Raw genomic sequence first — 16,331 nt, 5'->3', positions numbered from 1 at the left:
GTGCAGGGCACAGCCCTGCAGACAACACCCCTCCCTGAGCATTCCGCGTAGTGGTTTGAGCGCCGCACACACGTCGGCCACGGCACGCTATACGGCAACGGAACCGCCCGTCGTCCACCGAGAACCACCATGACCCTGCGTCCCCTGCCGCTGCACCGCGCCCTGCTGTTGGCCCTGTCATCCCTGCCACTGGCCGCGCTGGCCGAAACCACGTCGCCTGCCCCCACCCAGCAGGTCCCAGGCGTCTACCACCAGCGCGTCGGTGCGCTGCAGGTCACCTCCCTGTTCGATGGCGTGGTCGCGCTGGGCCGGCAGGAAGTCGTGGGCGTGCCGCCGACGCTGGTCAGCCGCCTGCTGGAAGGCCGTTACGTGCCCGAAGACAAGAAGGGCCTGCAGACCGCGATCAATGCTTTCCTGGTGCGCCAGGGCAACCACCTGACCCTGGTCGATACCGGTACCGCGCAGTGCTTCGGCCCCGGCCTGGGCCAGGTGCTGGGCAACCTGCGCGCCTCCGGCGTGGACCCGGCCGAGGTGGATGAGGTGCTGCTGACCCACGCCCATCCGGACCATCTGTGCGGCGTACTCGACGCGCAGGGCAAGCCGGCCTACCCGAATGCCACGGTGTGGCTGTCCAAGGCCGATGCCGACTACTGGCTCAACCCGGCCAGCGAGGCCAGCGCGCCAAAGGGCGTGCGCTTTGCCTTCCCGCTGGCGCGCAACGCGGTAGCGCCCTATCAGGCCAGCGGCCACCTGCGCACCTTCAGTCCCGGCGATGCCCTGCCCGGTGGCGCGGTGGCGATGGACACCCATGGCCATACGCCCGGCCATGTCTCCTACCGGTTCGACAGCCAAGGCCAGTCGCTACTGGTGTGGGGTGATGTGCTGCACTTCCACGCAGTGCAGTTCGCGCACCCGGAGGCGGCCTTCGAGGCCGATTCGGACCGCAAAGCGGCCATCGCCAGCCGTCGCGGCCTGCTGCAGCAGGCAACCGCCAACGGTTGGTGGGTGGCCGGTGCACACCTGCCGTTCCCCGGTCTGGGCCATGTGCGTGGCGAGGGCAAGGCCTATGCGTGGGTGCCGGCGGAGTATTCGCCGTTGTGAGGGTGTGCCGACCAAGGTCGGCACCCACCCGATCCGGTAGCGCCCGGCTGCCAGCCGGGCGACCGAAAATGCCCTATTCCAGCCCCAACCAACCACCGATGATGCCGCGGGCTTCGTCCACACCGGTGCGGGCGGCGCCGGAGAACACCTGCACGCTGACCGTATCACCGAAGGAGGAGTGCAGTTCCTTGCGCACCTTCTGCAGGGTCTGCATCTGCTGGCTGCGGCTCAGCTTGTCGGCCTTGGTCAGCAACGCATGCGCCGGCAGGCCACGCTGCACGGCATAGGCCAGCATCTGCCGGTCGTAGTCCTTCAGCGGGTGGCGGATATCCATCACCACCACCAGGCCCCTCAGCGCATTGCGGGTGCGGAAGTAGCGGTCGATGAAGGCCTGCCAGTGCGCCTGCAGGTCCAGCGGCACCTTGGCGTAGCCGTAACCGGGCAGATCGACCAGATGGGCTTCCGGGGTCACCTGGAAGAACACCAGCTGCTGGGTGCGGCCGGGGGTCTTGGAGACCCGGGCCAGGCTGTTCTGGCGGGTCAATGCGTTGAGAGCACTGGACTTGCCGGCGTTGGAGCGGCCCGCAAAGGCCACTTCGGCCCCCTCATCGGGCGGCAGCTGCCCCATGTTGTGGGCAGAGAGGTGGTATTGAGCGCGTTCGATGAGCAATGACATGTGCATAGGATCGCATGTTGTGGCACCGCGCGCCCGGCCCCGGGCCCTCCGCCGGGAAAATGCTGCACTGCTGCGTTGACCGTGCGCGGAAACGGCGTTGATAATCCGGACGATGCCGTGGCTGCCGCCCGGCCCGGTCCATACGGAGCTTTAGCATGCGCCACGCTCGCGTTCTTGCCGTATCCGCCCTTGCCACTGCCGTAGTTGTTGCCGCTGCTGCGTTCGCGCAGACCACGTTGACCCCGCTGCCCGACAACGGGCCGATCAACACCGCCTCGCTGGAGGTCGATTTCAGCAAGACCCACTGGGGCGATGCCAAGGCCGGCCAGACCAAGGCCTCGGCCTGCGCGGCCTGCCATGGCGCCGACGGCAATTCCACGGTGGAGATGTACCCGTCCATCGCCGGCCAGAGCGAACGCTACGTCGCCCAGCAGATGGCCCTGATCGCCAACGGGCAGCGCAGCTCCGGCGCGGCGGTGGCGATGGTGCCGTTCGTGCAGAACCTCACCCCGCAGGACATGCGCGACATCGGCGCGTTCTTCGCCACGCAGAAGGCCACTGCCGGCATCGCCGATGACACGGCGGTCACCGACGGCCCCTACAAGGGCATGAAGTTCTACGAGATCGGCCAGCAACTGTACCGTGGCGGCGATGCCAAGCGTGGCCTGCCGGCCTGCATGGCCTGCCACGGCCCCAGTGGCGCCGGTAATCCGGGGCCGGCCTATCCGCACATCGGTGGCCAGCATGCCAGCTATGTCGCGCGCCGCCTGCAGGAATACCAGGCCGGCCAGACCAACGAGACCGACAAGGCGCACTTCCAGATCATGGCTGCGGTTGCGCAGAAGCTGAGCGAGCAGGAGGTGCAGGCGCTGTCGAGCTACCTGCAGGGCCTGCACAACAAGGCCGACGACGTGGCCGTTGCCACCGCGCCGGCACAACCGGCTGCCGCCCCCTGACCACCACTGGTCGGCCCGGGTCGCCACGCCGGCCCGCGGCTGCGGTATGTTTCCTTCACGCCGGCGACCGCGCCGGCGTTGCTTTTTTCAACGGAGATGCGTGTCGATGAGGTTGATTTCCCGCCTGCTGTTGTCTGTGCTGGTGCTGCTGCCGCTGGTAGCCTGCGCCGCCACCCCCACCAATGCCCCGCTGGTCGAAGGCAAGGACTACGAGCGCATCGCCCAGCCGGGCCCGTTCCAGCCGCTGGCCGGCAAGATCGAGGTGGTCGAGGTCTTCGGCTACACCTGCCCGCACTGCGCCCGTTTCGAACCGCAGCTGGAAGCCTGGGCAGCCAAGCTGCCGGCCGATGTGCGCTTCACTCCGGTTCCGGCAGCCTTCGGCGGCGCCTGGGATGCCTGGGCACTGGCCTACTACGCCGCCGACGAAGTCGGCGTGGCCAAGCGCAGCCATGGCGCCGTGTTCAAGGCCCTGCACCAGGACGGCTCGCTGCCGATGCAGAACGTCTCGGCCGATGAGCTCGCCACCTTCTACAAGGCCTACGGCGTGACCCCGGACCGTTACCTGCAGGCCCTGCGCGGCGATGCCGTACAGAAGAAGGTCGATGCCGCCCGCGCGTTCGCCCAGCGCACCAAGATCCCCGGGACCCCGGCGCTGATCATCAACGGCCAGTACCTGGTCCGTGGCGACAGCTTCGACGACCAGCTGCGCATCGCCTCGGCGCTGATCGCCCAGGCCCGCGCCGCCCGCGGCCGCTGAACCAACACCCACCACCGACACGGCGCTTTCGCCGCCGCGTGTCATCATTTCCCCCTGGCCGGCGCATGACGCCGGCCCCACCTTTCCAGATGCTGGAGACGTTTCCATGAAGATCCGTTACGCCCTCGCCCTCGCAGCGCTGCTGCCGATCCTGGCGGCCTGCAAGGCCGACGACGGCAGCACCAACACCACCGCGGCCCCGGCCGAACCGGCTGCAGCTCCGGCGACCACCGAACCGGCCGCTCCGGCCGCGGGTACCGAAGGCGCCGCCCCGGCCGCTGCCGAAGGCGAGAAGGACGCGGCTGAAGCCGCACCGGCCGCTGCACCGGCCCCGACCACCACCGCACTGACCGGCCCGGCCCCGGTGGAAGGCGCCGACTACCAGGTGATCCCGAACGGCCAGCCGTTCCAGCCGGCCGCCGGCAAGATCGAAGTGACCGAGATCTTCGGCTATGTCTGCCCGGCCTGCGCCGCGTTCCAGCCGCTGGTCGGCCCGTGGAAGGCCGGCCTGCCGAGCGACGTGAACTTCGTCTACGTGCCGGCCATGTTCGGCGGTACCTGGGACAACTACGCCCGTGCCTTCTACGCCGCGCAGACCCTGGGCGTGCAGGAGAAGACCCACGAAGCCCTGTACGCTGCCATCCATTCGCAGAAGACCCTGAAGGGCGAGCGCGGCACCGATTCGGTTGACGACATCGCCAAGTTCTACGGTGCCTACGGCGTGGATCCGAAGCAGTTCGCCGCCACCATGGGCAGCTTCGCGGTGAATGCCAAGACCAACTCGGCCAAGCAGTTCGCCCAGCGCAGCCAGATCAGCGGCACCCCGTCGATCATCGTCAACGGCAAGTACCTGGTGAAGGGCAAGAGCTTCCCGGACATGCTGCGTATTGCCGACCACCTGATCGCCCGCGAACGCGGTGCGGCCCAGGCTCACTGATCCAAGAGAAGCGTTTCCCGGCCGTGAATTCCCCCCGTACACGGACCCTGCGCTTGCTGACGGCCAACATCCAGGCCGGCTCAAGTACCCGCCGCTACAGCGACTATGTGACCCGCAGCTGGTCACATGCGCTGCCGGCGGGCCGCAAGCGCAGCAGCCTGGACGCGATCGCCACCCTGGCGCGCGAACATGACATCGTCGGCCTGCAGGAGGCCGACCCGGGCAGCCTGCGCTCGGGCTTCACCAACCAGACCCACTACCTGGCCCAGCGTGCCGGCTTCAACTACTGGAGCCACCAGCCGAACCGGCGCATGGGCGGGGTCGCCTCCAGCGCCAACGGCCTGCTGAGCAAGCTGGAACCGGTGGAAGTGCAGGATCACGCCCTGCCCGGCCGCATCGGCGGGCGCGGCGTGCTGCTGGCCAAGTTCGGCGACGGCGCCGATGGCCTGGCGGTAGCGGTGGCCCATCTGTCGCTGGGCGCGGGCTCGCGGATGTCGCAGCTGGGCTTCATTGCCGAGCTGCTGTCCGACCATCCCAATGCCGTCCTGATGGGCGACTTCAACTGCCTGGCCGAACGCCCGGAAATGCAGGTGCTGTACCAGAAGACCCGGCTGCAGCCCCCCGGCTGCATCGTGCCGACCTTCCCCAGCTGGCGCCCCGATCGCGCCATCGACCACATCCTGGTCAGCAGCGGCCTGCAGACCCGTACCGTGGAAGCCGTACCGGCCGCGTTCTCCGATCACCTCGCCCTGGCGATGCAGATCGACGTTCCGGCCGACGCCCTGCGCTGACCGCTCCTGGTGGGTGCCAACCTTGGTTGGCACGCTCTCCGCCGGGCATGGCCCGGCGCTACCCCGCCTGCACCACTCGCACCTTCAGCCGCCGCGCGGTCATCGTGCTGCCCACCGAGGCCAGCACCGTGCAGCCGATCGCCAGCCACTGCAGCCCATGCAGGTGCTCGTGCAGCAGCAGCATCGCCCACAGCGCGGCCACTGCCGGCTCCATGCTGATCAGGATGCCGAAGGTCTCCTTGGGCAGGCGCTTGAGCGCCATCATCTCCAGCGACATCGGAATCGCGCTGGACACCAGCGCCACCAGCAGGCCGGCCGCCAGGATCTTCGGATCGAGCAGTGCGGCGCCGGCATGCACCACGCCCACCGGCACCACCACCAGCGACGCCGCCAGCAGCCCCAGCGACACCGAATGCCCGGCGTGCAGATGGCCGGCACGCTTGCCGAACACGATGTACAGGCCCCAGCACGCCGCCGCACCCATGGCATACAGCACGCCGGCCGGATCCAGCGCCGGGCCGCCACCGATCGGCAACAGCAACAGCAGCCCCACCGCCGCGCAGCCCACCCACAGGAAGTCGATCGGTCGTCGTGATGACAGCATCGCCACCGTCAGCGGCCCGGTGAACTCGATGGCCACCGCGATGCCGAAGGGAATCGTGCGCAGGGCCATGTAGAACAGCAGGTTCATCAGGCCCAGGGTGAGCCCGTAGCGCAGGATGGTGATCGCATCCACGCGGCTGGTCTTCCAGCGCCATGGCCGCCAGAACAGCAGCAGCAACAGCGCCGAAAAGCCCACGCGCAGCGCGCTGGTGCCCTGGGCACCGATCAGCGGGAACAGGTGTTTTGCGTAGGAGGTGCCGATGGCCAGCGAGGTGACCGAGCCGAGCACCGCCAGCGCCGGCAACATCGGCGCGAGTCGTGAGGTCTGCATGCGCAAAGTCTATTGCGCCGGCGCCGAGCACTTGGCTCAATTGACGGCCCGTTCGTGCAACTTCTGCTCGCCATGGCCATCGCCCCCGTGCTCGACAGTTTCGACCGCGCCATCCTCGACCTGCTGCAGCGGGACAACACCCTGCCGCAGCGCGAAATCGCCGAGGCCGTGCACCTGTCCACCCCGGCCGTGCAGCGCCGCATCAAGCGCCTGCAGGACAGCGGCGTGATCGCGGCCAATGTGGCCGTGGTCGCTGCGGCGAAGGTCGGACGACCGCTGACCATCATCGTCGAGGTGCGCGTGGTCAGCGAGCAGCGCGAACGCGTGGCGCCGTTCAAGCGTCGCGTGCAGGACGACCCGGCCGTGCAGCAGTGCTACTCGATCACCGGCGATGGCGATTTCCTGCTGTTGCTTTCAGCGGCGTCGATGGAGGAGTACGAGGCGATCACCGAGCGCTTGTTCGGTGGCGATGACAACATCGAGCGCTTCCGTACCTCGGTGGCACTGGGCACCTTGAAGCGGAGTTTCGAGGTCCCGCTGGCACCGGTTCTGTAGCGTCGAGCCATGCTCGACTGCGTTTTTATCGCAAAGCAACAGCCGTCGAGCATGGCTCGACGCTACAGTGTCTTTGTGCCTCGCCCTCCCGCCCTCCTGTTTTATCTCCTACCCCCCCCCCCCCCCGACCGGGCCCCCCCGCTACAGTCGGAGACCATGAGCACTCCGTCCTCTCCTGCCGGTCGCCTGCGCCGCTGGTTGCTGCGCGGCCTGTGGCTGGCCATTGCCGTCGTTGCCGCGATGGCGCTGTGGAACAGTCCCTGGGCCGCCGCACCAAAGATGCTGTGGACACTCTCGCGCATACCGCCGGCCACCGAACTCCCGGTGCCGGTGGAGGGTGTGCACCCCCGCCAGATCGCCGATACCTTCGGCGCGCCGCGCGGCCGCGACCGCTCCCACGCCGGCATCGACATCTTCGCCCAGCGCGGCACGCCGGTGCGCAGCGTCACTGCCGGCGTCATCGCGGATGTCAGCGAACGCGGCCTCGGTGGTCGCCAGGTCTGGGTGATCGGGCCCGGGCGGGAACGCTACTACTACGCGCATCTGGAAGGCTGGGCCGAGGGCCTGGCGCGCGGCCAGGTGGTGCAGGCCGGTGACCTGCTCGGCCACGTGGGCGACAGCGGCAATGCCAAGGGCACGCCGCCGCATCTGCACTGGGGCATCTACGGCACGAACGGCCCCCGCAACCCGTTGCCGTTGCTGCGCTGATCGCCACGGCGCACCCGCGCACCGAACCGTTCATGATTTGTAAATAGGAATAGTTCGTATTACCATTTCTTTCGTTTCCGGTGGTGCCAGGACGGCCTGCCCGCCCTTCCCCTACCCGTAGCGCCTCGCCTCCTGGATGCCGGCCGAACGCGCGTGCTCGTCCAGGACCCCCATGACCCGTCCCGCCTTCCGTACCCTGCAGCCGCAGCGGCTGTCCGTTGCCGTGCTTGCCGTTCTCTGCGCCGTGGCCCCGGCCGCCTTCGCCGACACCGCCGCCGATCCGACCACGCTGGACAAGGTGGTGGTCAAGGGCGAACGTGCCGAAGGGTATTCGGTGCGCCGCACCTCGGCCGGTACCCGCTTCGATCTGGCACCGCGCGAGATCCCGCAGTCGGTCAGCATCATCAGCCACCAGCGCATCGAAGATCAGAAGCTGGACGACATCATCGACGTGCTGGCCAACACCACCGGCGTGACCAGCACCCAGTCCGACAGCGAGCGCACCGAGTTCTACGCGCGTGGCTTCTACATCGATGCCTACCAGTTCGATGGCCTGCCGACGCAGATGGTGCAGAACTGGAGCTACGGCGATTCCGGCCTCGATCTTGCGCTGTACGACCGCGTGGAAGTGGTACGCGGCGCTACCGGCCTGCTCAGCGGTGCCGGCAATCCGTCCGCCTCGGTGAACCTCATCCGCAAACACGCCGACAGCGCAGAACTGACCGGCAGCGTCTCGGTGAACGTCGGCAGTTGGGGCCGCACACGCACCACCGTGGACGTGGGCACCGCGCTGAACGCCAGTGGCACGGTGCGCGGCCGGGTGATCGGCAGCTACCTGGACACCGATGGTCAGATGGACCGCTACAACCAGCGCAAGACGCTGGGTTATGCCGTCATCGACGCCGACCTGACCCCGGACACGCAGCTCAGCGTGGGCTACGACTACCAGCAGAAGCGCGCCAACGGCGCGACCTGGGGCGGCTTCCCGATGTGGTACGCCGATGGCAGCCCGACCAACTATCCGACCTCGTTCAATCCGTCGCCGGACTGGACCTACTGGGACACCACCAGCAAGCGTGCGTTCGCCACCCTGCAGCATGCCTTCAGCAACGGCTGGAAGTTCAAGATCGGCGCCACCCACGACCGCACCAAGGCCGACGACAAGCTGTTCTATCCGGCCTACACCGCGTTCAACAAGACCACAGGCGCCGGCATCACGCCGATGGCCGGCTTCTACAACACCGAGCGCAAGGTTGATGGCATCGATGGCTACATCGATGGGCCGTTCCAGCTGTTCGGCCGCGAGCACCAGTTCATGGCCGGCCTGAGCTACAACAAGCGTGAGTTCGCCAACTATGGTGATTTCCAGCCTGACTTCAACGATCCGAATGCACAGTACCTGCCGCTGGCCAGCTACTTCGGCTGGACCGGTGATTTCCCGCAGCCGAACTGGCGACCGCTGAAGCTTGCCAGCCAGGGCACCATCACCCAGAAGGCCGGCTATGCCGCCGCACGCCTGTCGCTGGCCGATCCACTGAAGCTGATCATCGGTGCGCGCTACACCGACTGGAAGAGCGAAGACGAAGGCAACGACCGCTCGCACAAAGTGACCACGCCGTATGCCGGCCTGGTCTACGACATCAACGATACCTACTCCGCCTACGCCAGCTATACCGAGATCTTCCAGCCGCAGACGCTGCGCAACAAGCAGGGTAGCTACCTCGATCCGGTCGATGGCAAGAGCTACGAAGTCGGCGTCAAGGGCGCGTGGTTCGACAACCGGCTGAATGCATCCGTGGCAGTGTTCCGCATCGAGCAGGACAACGTTGGCCAGGCAACCATGGACAAGGTCGACGGGCAAATGAACGAGACCGCCTACATCGCTGCACGTGGCACCGTCAGCCGCGGCTTCGAGTTCGAAGTGAACGGCGAACTGGCACCGGGCTGGAACGCGACCTTCGGTGCTTCACGTTACGTGGCCAAGGACATCAACGGCGCCGACATCAACACCAACCTGCCGCAGACCGCGCTGAAGCTGTTCACCAGCTACACCCCGCAATCGCTGCAGGAACTGACCGTCGGCGGCGGTGCCAACTGGCAGAACCGCATCTACTACGCTGCGCCGGTAGTGGGCCGCTTCGAACAGGAAGGCTACGCGCTGGTCAGTGCCTTCGTGCGCTACCGCATCTCGCCGGAGTTCAGCGTGCAGGCCAACCTCAACAACCTGCTGGACAAGAAGTACTACTCGCAGATCACCGGCTACGGTGCCTACGGCGACGGCCGCAATGGCTCGCTGACGTTCACCTGGGCGTTCTGATCCAACCGGCCTTGTAGCGTCGAGCCATGCTCGACTCGATCACACGGGGTAGTCGAGCACGGCTCGACACCACAACGGCGCCGGGCTGAGCCCGGCGCCGTCCCTTCATCAGAAACGCAGGTCCGCGCGCAGGTACCAGTAGCGGCCACGCGGGATGTCATAGGTCGAAGCGTCGTAACCGTTCAACGAGCACGACAGGCAGATCGGCGGATCCTTGTCGAACACGTTGTTCAGGCCAGCGGTCAGCTGCAACCCCTTCATCCAGTCGATCTTGTAGCCCACCTGCATGTCATGGAAGGTGGTGGCCGACAGCGTATTGGTGCCTGCGGCCTGGTTGCTGCAGACCGGGAATACAGAGGCGTCACCGCAGTTCTCGGTCAATTCGGAGATATGCCGAACGGTCCAGTTGGCACTCCAGCGGTCCAGCGTCCAGCCGATGCTGGCATTGCTGGTCCATTCCGGAATCGAGCTGTCGGCCACTTCCACGCCCGGCTTCTGCGGCTGCTTCTGGCCCGCCGCACCGGTGGCCTCGTAGCGGCCGACGAACGTGTTCTTCCAGCCCAGCTTGAACTGGCCGATCGAGCTCTGCGGCAACGTCCAGAACAGATCCACGTCCCAGCCATCGGTCTTGATCGAGCCGAGATTGGTCAGGCGGTTGTTGAAGCTGCTCACTGCACCGGTATTGGCGCGGGTGATGCCATCGCAGTAGATCGGATCCAGCGTTTCCACGCACAGGTCCAGCTGGGTCTGCGCGTTGATTGCCTGGATCGCGCCATCGATGGCATGGCGATAGAAGGTCACCTCCACGTCGAAGCGCTCGGACCACGAGGTGTTGTTGCCAAACCACGGGCTCCACACGAAACCGGCACTGAAACTGCGCGAGCGCTCCGGATCCAGCTCGCGGTTGCCGCCGGTGGTCACCGAGATCTGCGAGTTGGCCTGCTGGAAGCCGGCCGGCACGCCCAGCGCGGCACAGTTGGCGGCGCTGCCGCGCGGCGGCGTACCGCCCAGGCCCACCGAGCATGGATCGAACAACTGCAGGTCGGCACGCGCGGCCGAACCGTACAACTCACCGATCGACGGTGCACGGAAGCCCTCGGCATAGGTCGTGCGCAGCACGAAATCGTCGGTCACCTGCCAACGCAGGCCGTACTTGGGCGTGAATTCGCCACCGAAGGTGGAGTAGTCCGAATAGCGGCCGGCCAGGCTCAGGTCCAGCTTCTTGCCGAATGAAGAGTCGGCGAAGATCGGCACGCTCAACTCCAGATAGGCCTCGTTGACGTCATACGAGCCGGATGTCGGCTGCGAAGGCACGCCGTTGTAGTGGCCCGCCACCGTCAGCGGATCGGGCTGGTACGAACCCTCGTACTTGCGATACTCGAAGCCGGTAGCGAACGACACCGGGCCGGCCGGCAGCGTGAACAGGTCGCTGGACAGGTTGGCGGTGAACAGGCTCAGTTCGTTCTGGCTGCGGTCACGCACCACCGGCTGGATCCACTTCAGCATGTCCGGAGTGATCGAACCGGCACCGCCGAAGATGTTCAGCGGCACGCAGCCCGGCGTCGCCGCACAGACGGACGGATCGCCCAGCGCCATGTTGACGTTGTAGATGTTGTAGCTGCCGTAGTTGGTCTGTTCGGCCTTGTTCTTGCTGTACATGCCGTTGACGTCCCAGTACCAGCTGCGGTCAGCCGCCTGGAAGTTGCCGACGAAGCCGGTGGCGAAATACGTGGTGTCCACTTCCTGCTTGAACACGCGCGCGCCGCCTTCTACTGGACGGCGACCGATCAGGCTCAGGTTGTCACCCGAGACCAGGTCGAAGCCGAACGGGTTGTACGGGTTGAGCGCAGACACGGTGATGTTGTCGGCCAGCGGATTGCCGGTGGCGCCATCGGGGCCGAAGAACAGCGGCTCGGGGCCGGCCTGGTTGGTCGACTCACGGCGGTTGCCCAGTGCCTTGACGTACCACTGCGCGTTGTCGGTGATGTCGAAGCGGAACTGACCGAACAGGCCCTTACGCTCCGACGGTGTCAGCACCATGTTGTATTCGGCGAAGTTGAAGCGATCAGCACTGGTGAAGCAGTGATAGTCATCGGTGCGCGCGCAGCCGGCACTGCCGTCGTAGCGCGGGTTGCTCACGCCGGTATTGGGCACGATGTTCTGCACCGCACCGGTGTTCGGGTCGGTGAACATGAAACGGCCCTGCGGAATGCCACCGCTGCCGAAGGCCAGGCCGGTGCCGGGAATCGGGAAGCGCGACTGCTCGCGGTCCTTGGCGAACACCGGATCCTGCTTGGTCCAGCTGGCGCCGAGGAACAGGCTGAAGCGGTCGCCGCTCTTGCCCCAGGCCAGATCCACGCCCTTCTGCGTGCCATCGCCCTTGCTGTACTCGCCGTAGTTCAGGGTCACCTGGCCGCCATCGAAGTCACGGCGGGTGATGATGTTGACCACACCGGCAATGGCATCGGAGCCATACAGCGACGACGCGCCATCTTCCAGCACTTCGATGCGCTCGACGATGGCCAGCGGAATGGTGTTGAGGTCGGTGGCCGAGCCCACACCGGAAGCGGACGACTCATTGACCCAGCGGATGCCGTCAACCAGCACCAGCACGCGCTTGGCGCCCAGATGGCGCAGGTCCACCTGCGCCGAGCCAGCACCTACACCACTGCCATCGGGCGGGAAGCCGAAGTTGCCGGACGAATTGAACTTGGCATTGAGCGCGGAACCGGAACCGGTGAGCTGCTGCAGCACTTCGCCGATCGAGGTCAGGCCGGTGCGTTCGATATCACCGCGGGTCAGCGTCTGGATCGGCACCTGGCCTTCGACTTCAGCGCGCTTGATGCGGGTACCGGTGACTTCCACCGCATCGAGGTTGGTGGTGGATTGTGCAGCGGCACCCAACGGTGCCAGGGTCATCACGCACAGCGCGACGGCAACCGCCAAAGGGCGGTGGTGCAGGTGATTCATTCGCTCTCTCTCCAAAGGAATGTCGGGACATGGGCTGCCGCACTCCCTCCCTGCATGGCGGCGCCGTCTCCTTTGTAAACAAGTGGTAAAAATCGCGGCGTGATGATCGACACTCTTTCACGCGGAATTGACGCAATTGCAGGCCGATTGCGTCAGATGGCTGCAGGTTATGACCGGACGATATTGTTCACGACAGGCAGCCTTGATGCCGGCTGCGACAGCGCGCGCCGGGGGCTGCCACATTCATGGAAAAGGTCTTTGCCGGACCGTTTCAGGAATAGTTTGAAATTCCCTCTTTCAGAAGGCGCCGCTAGTCGATCCAGCGCAGACTCGCACCTCCAGCCATTCGCGGGAGGGTCGATCATGAAAGCGGTGAGTGCGGTGCTGGGTGTCACGACGGTGATGACGCTGCTTCTTTCCCTGGCGGGCGAATCGAGAGCAGGCGGCGTGATCGAGTGCAACAACTGCCCCTCTCCCAGCGATGCGGCCTTGGCCTCGGGAGAGGGATTGACGGTTGTGGTGGATTTCGAGAGAGCCGAGTTGACTGCTTTCGACGTTGAACGTGCCCCTGGGACCGGAAGGTGGCGAGCACATCCAACCCCGGTTCCAGCGCAGATTGAAATGGCCTTTCTGCGGATCCTGGATGCGACGCTGTCAGCAGGGGAAGCGCCGCCCATGCGGCAATCACCGCATGAGCGGCAGTGAGACATCGCACTACCGCACGAACGCAATGCGCTCCATGCCGGTCGCCTCGGCTGCGGCCAGAATCCTCGCCATGCCTTCGTATTCGGCCGCCGGATCGGTGGCGATACGCAGCTCCGGCAGGTTGCCGGCATGTTCGCCCGCCTGTGCCTGCAGGCGCGCCTGCAGCTCACTGATCACCATCGGCTGACCATTCCAGCTGAGCTGGTTGGCAGCGTCCAGGCGCAGCTCGATCGGCGGTGGCGGTTCGGGACGGTCGACCACGCGATCGGTGGCCTGTGGCAACTGCACGGCTATCGGCCGGGCCACGATCGGCGCGGTCACGATGAAGATGATCAACAGCACCAGCATCACATCCACCAGTGGCGTGACATTGATGTCCGCCAGCGGGCCGCTTCTTCCTGCGCTACTGAACGCCATGTGCCGCTCCCTGCAGCCGGGCCGTTCGCCCAAGCTCGACACTACGTCGCCCGCAGGCTCGCGAGGCAGTGCCTGCAGCACGAGCATTCAGCTGCCGTTGCCGACCCATCGCGTGCACGCAATGCGAAACTGAATTCAGCCATTGCCCGCTATGCTGCCCGCCATGACCCGACGCTCTTCGACCGCCCTGTCCCTGCTGCCCTTGGCCACCACGCTGCTGATCGGCTGCGCCAATGCCCAGTCCCTCGACGCCCAGAACGCACAGCTGAAGGCCGCGATCGCTGCCGCCGAACGCGGCCAGTTCGATCCCGGCCAAGCCGCCGCACTCAGCCGCCATCCGGCATACGGCTGGCTGGAGTACGCCAACCTGCGCCGCAACATCGACACCGTCGATACCGCGCAGGCGCAGGCCTTCCTCAAGCGCTACGACGGCCAGGCCGTGGCCACCACGTTCCGCAGCGTATGGCTGCCCTCGGTCGCACGCCGCCAGGACTGGCCGACCCTGCTCGCCAACTGGGCGCCCACCGACAACGCCGGCCTGCGCTGTGCGCAGCTGACCGCGCGCCAGGTGACCGGCAAGGTTGATCCGCAGTGGATCAGCGAAGCGCAGGACCTGTGGCGCAAGAACGGCAAGTCGCTGCCAGACGGCTGTGACGCCGTTTTCGCCGTGCTGCAGGCACAGGGCGGACTGAGTGACGCATTGCGCTGGGAACGCATCGATGCCGCCGCCGACGCCCAGCAGCCGGCCGTGATGCGCAGCGCCGCACGTGGCCTGCCTGCCACCGACCTGGCGCTGGCCAACAATTACGCCGCCTTTGTCGACAAGCCCAATGCCAGCGCATTGAACTGGCCGCGCAACGAGCGCAGCCGGCGCATCGCCACCGACGGCCTGGCCAAGCTGGCCAAGGCCGATCCCGGCGCCACCGAACAGCAGCTGCCGCAGTATGCGCAGGCACTGGGCCTGAGTGCCGACCAGCAAGGCCAGGTGCTGTACCAGATCGCACTGTGGACGGTGGCGTCCTACCTGCCCGATTCGGCGCGCCGCCTCAACGCGGTTCCGGAATCGGCATATGACGAGCGCCTGCACGAGTGGCGCGTGCGCGAAGCCATGTCGCGCGGCGACTGGCCGGCGGCGCTGACCGCGATCCGCAAGATGGGCAGCAAGCAGCGCAGCGACCCGCGCTGGCGCTACTTCGAAGGCCGCATGCTGGAGAAGACCGGCCAGGCCCAACAGGCGCAGCCGTTGTTCCGCGAGGCCGCGCGCGCACCGACCTTCCACGGTTTCCTGGCCGCCGACAAGCTGCAGCAAGGCTATACCCTGTGCCCCTGGAAGCCGAATGACAGCGCGCAGGCGAAGGCGGTGATCGCGCGCGATCCGGCGATCCAGCGCGCGATGGCGCTGTACCAGATAGATCGCGCCGGTTGGGCCGTGGCCGAATGGAACAGCGCGCTGTCGCGCTTCGATGACACCCAGCGCCGCCTCGCCGTTCGCGTGGCGCAGGACAATGGCTGGTTCGACCGCGCCGTGTTCGCACTCGGCAAGCAGCCGCAGGAACAGCGCCTGTACGACCTGCGTTTCCCGCTGCACCACGACGCCACCATCCGCCGCGAATCGGCACGCAACGCGATCGATCCGGCCTGGGTGGCAGCAGAGATCCGCGCCGAGAGCACCTTCACCCCGCGCGCGCGCTCGCCTGCCAACGCCATGGGCCTGATGCAGGTGCTGCCGGCCACCGGTGCCGGCGTGGCCAAGTCGATCGGCCTGACCGGCTACGGCGGCGCCGACAGCCTGTACGACCCGGACACCAACATCGCCATCGGTACCGCCTATCTGCGCCAGCTGATGAACAAGTACGACGGCCTGCCGTACGTGACCATCGCCGCCTACAACGCGGGGCCGACGCCGACGGCACGCTGGCAGGGCCAGCGCCCGGGCTTCGATCCGGATCTGTGGATCGAGACCATCAGCTACAAGGAAACCCGCGAGTACGTCGCCCGCGTGCTGGCCTTCAGCGTGATCTACGACTGGCGCCTCAATGGCGATGCGCTGCCGCTGAGCGACCGCCTGATGGGCCGCCTGGTGGACAAGCGCAAGAGCTTCAGCTGCGCCGCCAACGCTGACCAGGGCGGCGACTGATCGCAACACGGCCGTGCCGGCCGCTGGCCGGCTTCGGTCATTATCCAAGGGTTGCCGGCCAGCGACCGGCACTACCCGGCATCCATTCCCCGGGGAGGGAAAAGCGATGAGCCTGCTGGCCTGGATCGGGATGTTCGCCGCCTGGAGCCTGTTCGCCACCTGGGTGCTGCGCTGGGGTGGCGCGGCCTGGATGGAAGGCTGGAAGTCGCTGGCCTTCGTCGACAGCTGGGGCAGCCTGTGGGACGAAGCGCAGATCAAGCTGTACTTCCTCTGCCTGTGGATCGTCTACGGCCTGTGGTTCCTGGCCGGCCTGTTCGTGCCGGAGTGGCGCGGCCTGCCGTGATGCCTCTTCATCGGTAGTGCCGGGGGG

General features: G+C 66.6%; 15 protein-coding genes. 11 read left to right on the top strand and 4 right to left on the bottom strand.

Going from position 1 to position 16,331, the window contains the following annotated elements; translation table 11 throughout:
* Window positions 1-129: 129 nt before the first annotated feature.
* On the top strand, window positions 130-1,101 hold the full coding sequence (locus tag V3B25_RS12690) for an MBL fold metallo-hydrolase (RefSeq protein ID WP_329810796.1): 972 nt from the start codon (window positions 130-132) through the stop codon (window positions 1,099-1,101).
* 73 nt (window positions 1,102-1,174) lie between these two features.
* On the opposite strand, the gene yihA is transcribed toward V3B25_RS12690, so the two are convergent.
* A complete protein-coding gene (yihA, locus tag V3B25_RS12685; protein ID WP_041864681.1) occupies window positions 1,175-1,777 on the bottom strand; it encodes a ribosome biogenesis GTP-binding protein YihA/YsxC in 603 nt (200 codons plus the stop codon).
* A 155-nt stretch (window positions 1,778-1,932) separates the two neighbouring features.
* Here yihA and V3B25_RS12680 point away from each other — a divergent pair, with 155 nt between their 5' ends.
* From V3B25_RS12680 to V3B25_RS12665, 4 genes are all read left to right on the top strand, one after another.
* Window positions 1,933-2,733, top strand: coding sequence for a c-type cytochrome (locus V3B25_RS12680; protein ID WP_032128969.1), 801 nt, complete (start codon window positions 1,933-1,935; stop codon window positions 2,731-2,733).
* Between the two features lie 106 nt (window positions 2,734-2,839).
* On the top strand, window positions 2,840-3,490 hold the full coding sequence (locus V3B25_RS12675) for a thiol:disulfide interchange protein DsbA/DsbL (RefSeq protein WP_329810795.1): 651 nt from the start codon (window positions 2,840-2,842) through the stop codon (window positions 3,488-3,490).
* A gap of 106 nt (window positions 3,491-3,596) precedes the next feature.
* Window positions 3,597-4,427 (top strand): thiol:disulfide interchange protein DsbA/DsbL, encoded by an 831-nt coding sequence (locus V3B25_RS12670; RefSeq protein ID WP_132810783.1) that lies wholly within the window; start codon window positions 3,597-3,599, stop codon window positions 4,425-4,427.
* A gap of 53 nt (window positions 4,428-4,480) precedes the next feature.
* The gene (locus tag V3B25_RS12665) at window positions 4,481-5,218 is read left to right on the top strand and encodes an endonuclease/exonuclease/phosphatase family protein (RefSeq protein WP_005419292.1); all 738 of its coding nucleotides are present in this window, start codon (window positions 4,481-4,483) and stop codon (window positions 5,216-5,218) included.
* Between the two features lie 58 nt (window positions 5,219-5,276).
* Here V3B25_RS12665 and V3B25_RS12660 read toward each other — a convergent pair whose 3' ends face one another.
* The gene (locus V3B25_RS12660) at window positions 5,277-6,152 is read right to left on the bottom strand and encodes an EamA family transporter (protein ID WP_329810794.1); all 876 of its coding nucleotides are present in this window, start codon (window positions 6,150-6,152) and stop codon (window positions 5,277-5,279) included.
* A 72-nt stretch (window positions 6,153-6,224) separates the two neighbouring features.
* On the opposite strand from V3B25_RS12660, the gene V3B25_RS12655 reads away from it, so the two are divergent.
* From V3B25_RS12655 to fhuE, 3 genes are all read left to right on the top strand, one after another.
* Window positions 6,225-6,707 carry an Lrp/AsnC family transcriptional regulator gene (locus V3B25_RS12655; RefSeq protein WP_032128965.1) on the top strand — a complete coding sequence of 161 codons (483 nt, stop codon included), beginning with the start codon at window positions 6,225-6,227 and terminating at the stop codon, window positions 6,705-6,707.
* A 156-nt stretch (window positions 6,708-6,863) separates the two neighbouring features.
* Complete coding sequence (locus tag V3B25_RS12650) at window positions 6,864-7,415, top strand: M23 family metallopeptidase (RefSeq protein ID WP_329810793.1); 552 nt, start codon at window positions 6,864-6,866, stop codon at window positions 7,413-7,415.
* Between the two features lie 172 nt (window positions 7,416-7,587).
* Window positions 7,588-9,732: a ferric-rhodotorulic acid/ferric-coprogen receptor FhuE gene (gene fhuE, locus V3B25_RS12645; RefSeq protein WP_201117324.1), complete on the top strand. Its 2,145-nt coding sequence runs from the start codon at window positions 7,588-7,590 to the stop codon at window positions 9,730-9,732.
* A gap of 108 nt (window positions 9,733-9,840) precedes the next feature.
* Here the strand turns inward: fhuE and V3B25_RS12640 are convergent, their stop codons facing one another.
* Window positions 9,841-12,702 (bottom strand): TonB-dependent receptor, encoded by a 2,862-nt coding sequence (locus tag V3B25_RS12640; RefSeq protein WP_201117325.1) that lies wholly within the window; start codon window positions 12,700-12,702, stop codon window positions 9,841-9,843.
* A 102-nt stretch (window positions 12,703-12,804) separates the two neighbouring features.
* Between V3B25_RS12640 and V3B25_RS12635 the strand changes: the two genes are divergently transcribed.
* Window positions 12,805-13,407: a hypothetical protein gene (locus V3B25_RS12635; protein WP_201117326.1), complete on the top strand. Its 603-nt coding sequence runs from the start codon at window positions 12,805-12,807 to the stop codon at window positions 13,405-13,407.
* 9 nt (window positions 13,408-13,416) lie between these two features.
* Here V3B25_RS12635 and V3B25_RS12630 read toward each other — a convergent pair whose 3' ends face one another.
* Window positions 13,417-13,824 carry a biopolymer transporter ExbD gene (locus tag V3B25_RS12630; protein ID WP_071229521.1) on the bottom strand — a complete coding sequence of 136 codons (408 nt, stop codon included), beginning with the start codon at window positions 13,822-13,824 and terminating at the stop codon, window positions 13,417-13,419.
* A 151-nt stretch (window positions 13,825-13,975) separates the two neighbouring features.
* On the opposite strand from V3B25_RS12630, the gene V3B25_RS12625 reads away from it, so the two are divergent.
* Both V3B25_RS12625 and V3B25_RS12620 read left to right on the top strand, forming a co-directional pair.
* Window positions 13,976-15,961 (top strand): transglycosylase SLT domain-containing protein, encoded by a 1,986-nt coding sequence (locus tag V3B25_RS12625; RefSeq protein ID WP_329810792.1) that lies wholly within the window; start codon window positions 13,976-13,978, stop codon window positions 15,959-15,961.
* A 106-nt stretch (window positions 15,962-16,067) separates the two neighbouring features.
* Window positions 16,068-16,304 carry a hypothetical protein gene (locus tag V3B25_RS12620; protein ID WP_008267778.1) on the top strand — a complete coding sequence of 79 codons (237 nt, stop codon included), beginning with the start codon at window positions 16,068-16,070 and terminating at the stop codon, window positions 16,302-16,304.
* Window positions 16,305-16,331: the final 27 nt, after the last annotated feature.

The sequence above is a fragment of the Stenotrophomonas sp. SMYL8 genome (assembly GCF_036320065.1).
GTDB classification, from domain to species: Bacteria; Pseudomonadota; Gammaproteobacteria; order Xanthomonadales; family Xanthomonadaceae; genus Stenotrophomonas; species Stenotrophomonas maltophilia_A.
The sequence above is the reverse complement of the archived record's forward strand: the minus strand, read 5'-3'. Positions and strand labels throughout refer to the sequence as shown.

What these genes read in the sequence shown, in the direction of transcription:
- V3B25_RS12670 (WP_132810783.1), top strand. Translation starts at nt 3,597, where the DNA reads ATGAAGATCCGTTACGCCCTCGCCCTCGCAGCGCTGCTGCCGATCCTG.
- fhuE (WP_201117324.1), top strand. Translation starts at nt 7,588, where the DNA reads ATGACCCGTCCCGCCTTCCGTACCCTGCAGCCGCAGCGGCTGTCCGTT.
- yihA (WP_041864681.1), bottom strand. Translation starts at nt 1,777, where the DNA reads ATGTCATTGCTCATCGAACGCGCTCAATACCACCTCTCTGCCCACAAC.
- V3B25_RS12625 (WP_329810792.1), top strand. Translation starts at nt 13,976, where the DNA reads ATGCTGCCCGCCATGACCCGACGCTCTTCGACCGCCCTGTCCCTGCTG.
- V3B25_RS12640 (WP_201117325.1), bottom strand. Translation starts at nt 12,702, where the DNA reads ATGAATCACCTGCACCACCGCCCTTTGGCGGTTGCCGTCGCGCTGTGC.
- V3B25_RS12630 (WP_071229521.1), bottom strand. Translation starts at nt 13,824, where the DNA reads ATGGCGTTCAGTAGCGCAGGAAGAAGCGGCCCGCTGGCGGACATCAAT.
- V3B25_RS12655 (WP_032128965.1), top strand. Translation starts at nt 6,225, where the DNA reads ATGGCCATCGCCCCCGTGCTCGACAGTTTCGACCGCGCCATCCTCGAC.
- V3B25_RS12635 (WP_201117326.1), top strand. Translation starts at nt 12,805, where the DNA reads ATGATCGACACTCTTTCACGCGGAATTGACGCAATTGCAGGCCGATTG.
- V3B25_RS12650 (WP_329810793.1), top strand. Translation starts at nt 6,864, where the DNA reads ATGAGCACTCCGTCCTCTCCTGCCGGTCGCCTGCGCCGCTGGTTGCTG.
- V3B25_RS12660 (WP_329810794.1), bottom strand. Translation starts at nt 6,152, where the DNA reads ATGCAGACCTCACGACTCGCGCCGATGTTGCCGGCGCTGGCGGTGCTC.
- V3B25_RS12675 (WP_329810795.1), top strand. Translation starts at nt 2,840, where the DNA reads ATGAGGTTGATTTCCCGCCTGCTGTTGTCTGTGCTGGTGCTGCTGCCG.
- V3B25_RS12690 (WP_329810796.1), top strand. Translation starts at nt 130, where the DNA reads ATGACCCTGCGTCCCCTGCCGCTGCACCGCGCCCTGCTGTTGGCCCTG.
- V3B25_RS12620 (WP_008267778.1), top strand. Translation starts at nt 16,068, where the DNA reads ATGAGCCTGCTGGCCTGGATCGGGATGTTCGCCGCCTGGAGCCTGTTC.
- V3B25_RS12680 (WP_032128969.1), top strand. Translation starts at nt 1,933, where the DNA reads ATGCGCCACGCTCGCGTTCTTGCCGTATCCGCCCTTGCCACTGCCGTA.